The following is a 6,905-nucleotide window of genomic DNA, read 5'->3' as shown; positions in this document are numbered from 1 at the left end:
CGATCACCGCCCATGCTTTCTCTGCGTCACCCTCCTCCTCGAACCACGCATCCGCGAGTTCGTTGAGGACGGCTGGATTCTGCCCAACAGCCATCTGCGCTCCCGTGTGTTCCAAAGGTAGCACGCCGTCTTGGCGAGACCCAACGATGAAAGGAAACGCAGATGAAGTCGATGCAGAATGACGCGGAGGCCGCAGCGTCCTCCACCCCTACTACCACGGTCGGCAGCTCAGAAGGGGATGACATGGAGAAAATGGATCCTATCGCAAAGCACCTGGAAGAATGGCGGCGTGACGACGCGATAGCCCGAGACGTGCTCTATGCAATAAGGTTGGGAGCAAAGATTGAGATCACGCACGACTCGGTTAGCGGCTGGGAAATGTCGGGGCAGGGCTTAGGTGTCTTCATTCCCTTTGACAGCGGTGCAAAGACAGCGAACATGATCCTTGCCCATCTTGTCAGCAACTATCGGCAGCTGTGCGCTCTTCTTGGTAATCCAGATAACCATGGGAACGTGAGGCAGGCGCTGAAGGCCAACAAGCGCATGTTCTAAAACGATGACGAGCGGCCCAAGGGCCGCTCGTTACACGTCGCGATGGCGGCGCGCCTACCAGCCGAGTTCGGCCTTCGCGATGCCGGGCAGGTAGCCGATCTGGCCGCCCTTGCCGAGATAGACGATGCGCCGCGGTGGGGCGTAGGCCGTCACGTCGGACGGCGGTTCGTCGTCGTCCGCGTCCAGATCGACCAGGACCACATCCGTCAGGCGATGCGCGAACGGCCACGACGGTTGGACGGCAAGCTGAACCTCGGGGTCCGTGTCACACTCGGCGGCGAGGTCCTGGAGGCGTTCGATGAGGTCAGAGAGGCGCATGGTCATGCCTCCGTCGATCAGCGGCAGGCAGCCACGAGCGCATCCGCGCGCGTCACGTCGGCGGTCGCGATGGGCAGGCGCAGCATCCCGGCGGGAAGCAGCAGGTAGTAGCGGCCGTCCTCGCGTCGCTCGACGCCTAGCCCTGCGGACTTCATGTCGTAGGCAAAGGCGCTCTGCACGGTGGATTTGTTCCACCCGGTGACGGCCATCAGCTCGTCGAGCGCCGCGCCGTTCAGCAGGGCCGCGGCGAGCAGGTGCTTCTTGCTGCCCTCTTTCAGCGCCTTCGCCTCCGTGGCGTCCGCCACGGGCAGGCAGAAGACGTGCGGCTTCAAGGTGCGCGGCTGGCGCGGCTTCTCCCGCGCCGCGACCATCGCGACAAGGTCGGCCTTCGCGATCTTCTTGAGCGCCGAGGCGGTCAGGGGCGTGGCGAGGCGGGCGTTGAGGTCGGCTTTGCTGAGGTTGTCGGTCATGTCGGTCACTCCGTTGATGCTGGGCGCACTGTGCGCCCCGTGACACGACATTCGGACCTTCCCCGGTGAGCGATCAACCGGAAATTTCGGTCGTAGGTTCTATCGTGGATTGACTCGCAGCCTGTATGGGGTGTCTAGTCGGGGCAGAAGAAGGAATTCTCCATGCTGACCCAGATGACCAACGAAGAATTGCTCGCCATCCCGAAGTACGACCGGATCGCCGTCTACCTGTTTCGCAACCTGACCAAAGGCTACACCGCAGAGACGCTGCCAGCGGAATTGCCCTTCGATCAGGAGACCGTGCGGCAGGCCATGCGGCAGGCAGTGGCGGATGGCATCATCGACCGCGAAGTCGCGAACGTGCCAGACATCAAGTATACCTACGACGCGCGCCGCAACCTCCCGACCGAGATGGAGCAGGCGGGGCCGATGACGTGGTTGCAGAACGGGAAGGGCAAGTATCGCTTGCGGCGCACGCGCCGGAAGAACGTGATCGACTTCGAGGCACTGGGAGTCGATCCCGATCTGGAGCCCGTGGTCGATCAGACCCCCAAGTTCATCTCGGCGCTGCTCGGTCAGGACGAGCAAGCAGTATTCACGCGCGTTCGCAACGCCCACCTGATCTCTACCTTTCTCGGCTTTCAGGCCATGGCCATTCAAGGGCATCACCGCACGACGGTGAGCTACGGCCAGATCGAGATCGACGAGGTTCAGGCAGGCATCGACGGCACGCAGGAAACCATCGTGCCGATCTCGGGCAAGGGCGGACAGGATCACCTGTCATGGTCGCAGGCGCTGAACCTGAACACCTACGGCGTCCAGAAGGCACCGATCCCGGGCCTCGCTGTGCGCAGCCTCGGCTTGTGGCGCGATGACCTCAACACGGTATGGATCGTCGAGTTCAGCCCGCACACCGACATTGACGAGATCGAGATCGTCAAAGTTCGGCGGTTCACCTTCCGCTAGAGCGAGGCTTCGATCTCGTGCTGCTTCCGCTTCGTCGCACCGCTCTTGCGGTCCCGCCGCCCGATCGGGTTGTCAATCGACCAGTGGGCGGCGGCTTGCGACATGTCCATGCGCAGCAGGGCAGTGTCGCCCAGCGCAACGGCAACGTTCGGGCGAGTGGGCTGAACGCCCAAGGCTTCGATGACCTTGCCCGCGATGGCACGGGCGAGCGGCGGAGGTACCGCATTACCGATCTGCCGTGCCCCATGCCACTTGGTCTCGTGGAAGCGAAACCAGTCGGGGAAACCGTGCAGGCGGGCCATCTCGCGCACCGTGATGCAACGGGCGAAGGCATAGTGGATTGGTCGGGGGCTGGTGAACGCGCCTCGGGCGGCATCGGTGCCAGCGCGCAAGGTGTTCGACACGCCATCAGGCGGCAGCTTGAAGAAGCGCGAGATCGGCTCGACCTTGCCGGGTTGGGTTGCGGCGAACCGGCGCCGAGAAATCTCGGTGTGGTCGGTTCGCAAGCTGGAAGTCAGCAGCGCTGGATCCCAGAGGCGGGGATGCCCGAAGTGCCAAGCATCGTTACCGATGCAGCGGAGTTCCTTCGCGTACTCGCTCGGTTCGCCGAACGCTTGGACGGGCACTTCGTCGGTCATGAGCAGGGCGTCGAAACTCTCGGCGTCTGGAAGGTCGCCCAGTGCATCGCGGCAGGTCGGGCCGCTCGGACTGCCGCAGTTCGTCGAGCCCGCCGCATGTGTCGTCTGCGCGGGGTAATCGGGTATCGGGGTGTCGCCTCGCGCTCCGAGCAGTATGAACCGCTTCCGGTCCTGCGGGACGCCGTAGTCGGCCGCGTTGAGCACCTTCCATTCGCGGCGCACGCGGTAGCCTCTGGCCTCGAATGCCTCGATCAACTCGACCAGAAACTTGCGGTGCCTGCCGACGGTGAGCCCCTTCACGTTCTCGAAAACGAAGGTTTTGGCGTTCAACTCATCGACGATCCGCACGAAGTCGCGCACAAGCGAGTTGCGCGGGTCATCGAGGGCGCGCTGCCCGATCATCGAGAAGCCTTGGCACGGTGCCCCGCCAAACACCACGTCCACGTCACGGTCATCGATCCCCGCGAGTGAGCGAATCTCGTCGCCCGTCAGGTCGGTGACTGAACGAGCGATGACCTTGCAGTCTGGGAAGTTGAACTTGTGGATGGCCGCATGAACGGGGTCGATCTCGACGGCGGCGACCACATCGAACCCGGCCTGCTCGAAGCCGAGGCTCATCCCGCCTGCGCCCGCGAAAAGGTCGATCCCGATAGGCCGCGTCATCCTGCCCCTCCGTTGTTGCGATGTTCGCAACTTATCGTGGTCATGACGATTTGCCCACCGAAATCTAGTCGTTTAGGAAGGCGACAACGCGCTGGATGGCCGCCTCAGGGTCGCGCAACTCACACTGCCAGACCACGAAGGTTTGCCAGCCCATATCGCTCAGCTTGGTTAAGGCCAGGTTGTCGCGGACTCTGTTGGCCTCGATCTTCGGCAGCCAGTATTCGCCACGGCTCTTGGGCGCTCGTCCCCAGCGACAGTCATGCCCGTGCCAGAAGCAACCGTGAACGAAGACGACCTTCTGGCGCGAGGGGAACACGAGGTCAGGAGCTCCGGGTAAGTCGCGACGGTGCAGGCGATAGCGGAACCCACGCGCATGGAGCGCGCGCCGTAGGGCCATCTCGGGCGCGGTGTTCTTCTGTCCGACCTTCGACATGATGAAGGATCGGCGCTCGGGCGTGACGCGGTCGGCCATACGGCAATGGTAGCGCGACGTGCGCACGAGCAGAAGCAGCACGCGGCGGATTGCGCTTGAAGCCGCCGCGCCGAAAAGGTAATCAGATCAAGGTCGCGGGTGTAGCTCAATGGTAGAGCAGCAGCTTCCCAAGCTGACGACGAGGGTTCGATTCCCTTCACCCGCTCCAAGCCTGCAAATTGCCTACAGCGTCGCGCCCTGCACCAATGCGTTGTCAAGTGGTTAGGGGTATGAACGTGTCAGCTTCCCAAGCTGAATGTCGTCGGTTCGATCCCGATCGCCCGCTCCAATTTCTCGGCGGCACGTCAGCAATTAGTAGGAAAGAGGACCTAAACGGACTCCTCCAGATTCCCTCCTGCACAACGTCCATACAACGATCAGGCGTTTGAAACGGTCGGTAGCGGCTTTTGCAGCCGCCGCTCGCTCCCCACGTCGTGCCAGTGCTTCCCTCTGGCTGTCCTCATCCGTGCTTCGGCAGTCAAGTCTCGTTCTTCTTCGACCGGAAGGCGGCGTCTACCCAACCCCTGGAGCCGGCGTTGCACCGGATGAGGCGCTCGAGCTGCACACTCTCATAGGCCGCGACATCCATGACCGACCAGCCGCGGATGAAGCCGTGATGCCGGTGGGGTCGATGCTCACATGGTTCTTGTAGCCGAAGGCTGGCACCGCAATGTCGGTCGGCCTTGGCTTCCCTTCCTCGACCGGCTTCACCTTGGAGAACCTCACCGTCCAGCGTGCGTCGCGGTCCTTCGCCGGAGCTCCGCCGCATTGTCCTGGCACGCCTGCGTGATCTCGTCGACGATCTGTCCGGATCGTGTCCCAGTGAGTGGTGTAGCTCGCTGCGGGCCTGCGTGATCTCCGGCAGACGTAGAGCTCGTCAGCCGGCCATGGCAGGCAGGCTGATCACGGGATCATCGCCGACAGGGGCGACGGATTCCAGTGTCATGTAGCGGCAGCGCTGGACGGACCACTCGTCGTTCTATTCCAGCAGGATGGCGCCGACGAGCCTGGTGATGGCTGCCTCGTTGGGGAAGATGCCGACGACCTCGGTCCGCCGCTTGATCTCGCCATTGAGCCGTTCGAGTGGAATCGTCGAGTGCAGCTTCGCCGGGTGCTGTGGCGGGAAGCTCATTGTAGGCGAGGACGTCCGGCTCGGCGTCGTCCATCAGTCGGGCGAGCTTCGGCAGCTTCGGGCGGAGCTGGTCGGCCACGCGCCGCCACTGTTGCCTGTTGGCGTCGGCGTCGTTCTGTGCGAAGGCGGTTGCGACGAAGGCGGAGACGACCCGCCGGCCGCTCTTGCCGGCATGGGCGAGGGCGTTGCGCATGAAGTGGACGCGGCAGCGCTGCCAGGTTGCGCTGAGGATCTTCGAGACGGCCGCCTTCAGGCCCTCGTGGGCATCCGAGACGACGAGCTTCACGCCGCGCAGGCCACGGCGGGCGAGCTTGCGGAGGAACTCCGTCCAGAACGGCTCGGCCTAGGAGGGGCCGATGTCCATGCCTAGAGTATCCGTGTTGATCAAGCGAGTTCTGGTGACCAGTACCGGTTTGCCCTGAGAAGCCGTCTCGAAACTGGCGCGGGAGGTGGATAGCCGGGGCCCTCGGCGACGCGGTCGCCGCCGTAGGCGCTGTCGGCAAAGGCACGCTCGACGAAGGGGAAGGACCTCCGCGAGGCCTTCAGCAGAGGCACCGCGCCATCGCGGTCCTGGCTCGCGGCTGTGTGGGCCTGCAGCACGAGCGGGCGCCCATCGGTATCGACCATGGCGTGCCGTTTGCGGCCCTTGATCTTCTTGCCGGCGTCGTGGCCGCGAGGGCCGCCGGCCTCCGTTGTCTTGACGCTCTGACTGTCGAGCGTTCTGGAGCTGGCGTCGGAGCTCGGCAGCGTGGCAGAGGCCTGCCGCCGGCGCGGCATGGACCGGACGAGCTTCTACGAGTGGAAGCGGCGCTTCCAGACGCAGGGCTTCGAAGGGCTGAAGGACCTGCCGCCGATCCACAGGAGCCATCCGCAGACGACGCCGCCGGAGACGGTGGAGCGGATCAAGGCGCTGACGCTCGAGCACCCGGCCTATGGCTGCAACCGGATCGAGGCGATGCTGACGCTCGAGGGCCGGCGCGTCTCGGCGATCACCATCCAGAAGATCCTCAACGAGAACGGCCTCGGCACGCGCTATGACCGATGGCTGGCGCTGGAGAAGGCGAACGCGGAGACGAGAATCGAGCTGACGGGCGAGCAGGTCGCCTTCCTGGAGAAGCTCAACCCGGCCTTCCGCGAGCGCCACGTGGAGAGCCAGGCGCCGGGCGAACTCCTGTGCGCTGATACGTTCTTCGTCGGCTCGCTGAAGGGCATCGGCAAGGTCTATCTGCACGCCGTGGTCGACACCTATGGCTCCTACGCCTTCGGCTTCCTGCACGTCTCCAAGCAGCCGGAGGCGGCCGTGGCGGTGCTGCACAACGACGTGCTGCCCTTCTACCGCACTCTCGACCTGCCGGTCGGCGCCGTGCTGACCGACAACGGCCGGGAGTTCTGCGGGACAGACACCCACCCCTACGAGCTCTACCTCGAGCTCAACGGCATCGAGCACCGCAGGACGAAGGTCAGGACGCCGCGCACGAACGGCTTCGTCGAGCGCTTCAACGGCACCGTCCTCGACGAGTTCTTCCGGGTGAAGATGCGCGAGACGTTCTACGAGACCGTCGAGGCCCTGCAGGACGACCTCGACCTCTGGCTCGTCCACTACAACACCGAGCGGCCCCACCTCGGCTACCGCAACCAGGGCCGTAGGCCGATCGAGACGATCAAGTCGTTCGTCAGTCAAGAAGCTTAAGAGG

General features: G+C 64.1%; 6 protein-coding genes, 1 tRNA gene and 3 pseudogenes. 4 read left to right on the top strand and 6 right to left on the bottom strand.

Translation table 11 applies throughout. The features are described from left to right. The first annotated feature begins 162 nt into the window (after positions 1–162). Entirely contained in the window at positions 163–552 is a 390-nt protein-coding gene (locus N177_RS19885) for a hypothetical protein (protein ID WP_040486308.1), read from the top strand. Between the two features lie 54 nt (positions 553–606). Here the strand turns inward: N177_RS19885 and N177_RS19880 are convergent, their stop codons facing one another. Beyond that, on the bottom strand, positions 607–876 hold the full coding sequence (locus N177_RS19880; RefSeq protein ID WP_040486307.1) for a hypothetical protein: 270 nt from the start codon (positions 874–876) through the stop codon (positions 607–609). An 11-nt stretch (positions 877–887) separates the two neighbouring features. Further along, positions 888–1,340: a hypothetical protein gene (locus N177_RS19875; protein WP_023434229.1), complete on the bottom strand. Its 453-nt coding sequence runs from the start codon at positions 1,338–1,340 to the stop codon at positions 888–890. Positions 1,341–1,502: 162 nt separating this feature from the next. On the opposite strand from N177_RS19875, the gene N177_RS19870 reads away from it, so the two are divergent. Beyond that, on the top strand, positions 1,503–2,306 hold the full coding sequence (locus tag N177_RS19870) for a hypothetical protein (RefSeq protein ID WP_023434228.1): 804 nt from the start codon (positions 1,503–1,505) through the stop codon (positions 2,304–2,306). On the opposite strand, the gene N177_RS19865 is transcribed toward N177_RS19870, so the two are convergent. Continuing rightward, complete coding sequence (locus N177_RS19865; protein WP_023434227.1) at positions 2,303–3,607, bottom strand: DNA cytosine methyltransferase; 1,305 nt, start codon at positions 3,605–3,607, stop codon at positions 2,303–2,305. The two genes, N177_RS19870 and N177_RS19865, sit on opposite strands and share 4 nt — an antisense overlap. A gap of 64 nt (positions 3,608–3,671) precedes the next feature. Next, entirely contained in the window at positions 3,672–4,121 is a 450-nt protein-coding gene (locus tag N177_RS19860; RefSeq protein ID WP_023434226.1) for a very short patch repair endonuclease, read from the bottom strand. A 53-nt stretch (positions 4,122–4,174) separates the two neighbouring features. On the opposite strand from N177_RS19860, the gene N177_RS19855 reads away from it, so the two are divergent. Then, a tRNA-Gly gene (locus N177_RS19855) sits at positions 4,175–4,248 on the top strand. A 708-nt stretch (positions 4,249–4,956) separates the two neighbouring features. On the opposite strand, the pseudogene N177_RS19850 reads toward N177_RS19855, so the two are convergent. Together N177_RS19850 and N177_RS19845 are read right to left on the bottom strand one after the other, a co-directional pair. Beyond that, positions 4,957–5,587, bottom strand: a pseudogene (locus N177_RS19850) (IS256 family transposase); the annotation flags it as partial. Positions 5,588–5,679: 92 nt separating this feature from the next. Then, positions 5,680–5,940 (bottom strand): annotated as a pseudogene (locus N177_RS19845) (transposase); the annotation flags it as partial. Here N177_RS19845 and N177_RS19840 point away from each other — a divergent pair. Further along, positions 5,927–6,901 (top strand): annotated as a pseudogene (locus tag N177_RS19840) (IS481 family transposase); the annotation flags it as partial. The pseudogenes N177_RS19845 and N177_RS19840 overlap by 14 nt on opposite strands. Positions 6,902–6,905 lie beyond the last annotated feature (4 nt).

This window comes from Lutibaculum baratangense AMV1 (assembly GCF_000496075.1).
In the GTDB taxonomy this organism is placed as follows: Bacteria; Pseudomonadota; Alphaproteobacteria; order Rhizobiales; family Tepidamorphaceae; genus Lutibaculum; species Lutibaculum baratangense.
Note: the sequence above shows the minus strand (reverse complement) of the source record. Positions and strands in the feature narration are given on the sequence as shown.

Excerpts from the sequence above, each read along its gene's own strand:
- N177_RS19885 (WP_040486308.1), top strand. The coding sequence starts at position 163 with ATGAAGTCGATGCAGAATGACGCGGAGGCCGCAGCGTCCTCCACCCCT.
- N177_RS19880 (WP_040486307.1), bottom strand. The coding sequence starts at position 876 with ATGACCATGCGCCTCTCTGACCTCATCGAACGCCTCCAGGACCTCGCC.
- N177_RS19875 (WP_023434229.1), bottom strand. The coding sequence starts at position 1,340 with ATGACCGACAACCTCAGCAAAGCCGACCTCAACGCCCGCCTCGCCACG.
- N177_RS19870 (WP_023434228.1), top strand. The coding sequence starts at position 1,503 with ATGCTGACCCAGATGACCAACGAAGAATTGCTCGCCATCCCGAAGTAC.
- N177_RS19865 (WP_023434227.1), bottom strand. The coding sequence starts at position 3,607 with ATGACGCGGCCTATCGGGATCGACCTTTTCGCGGGCGCAGGCGGGATG.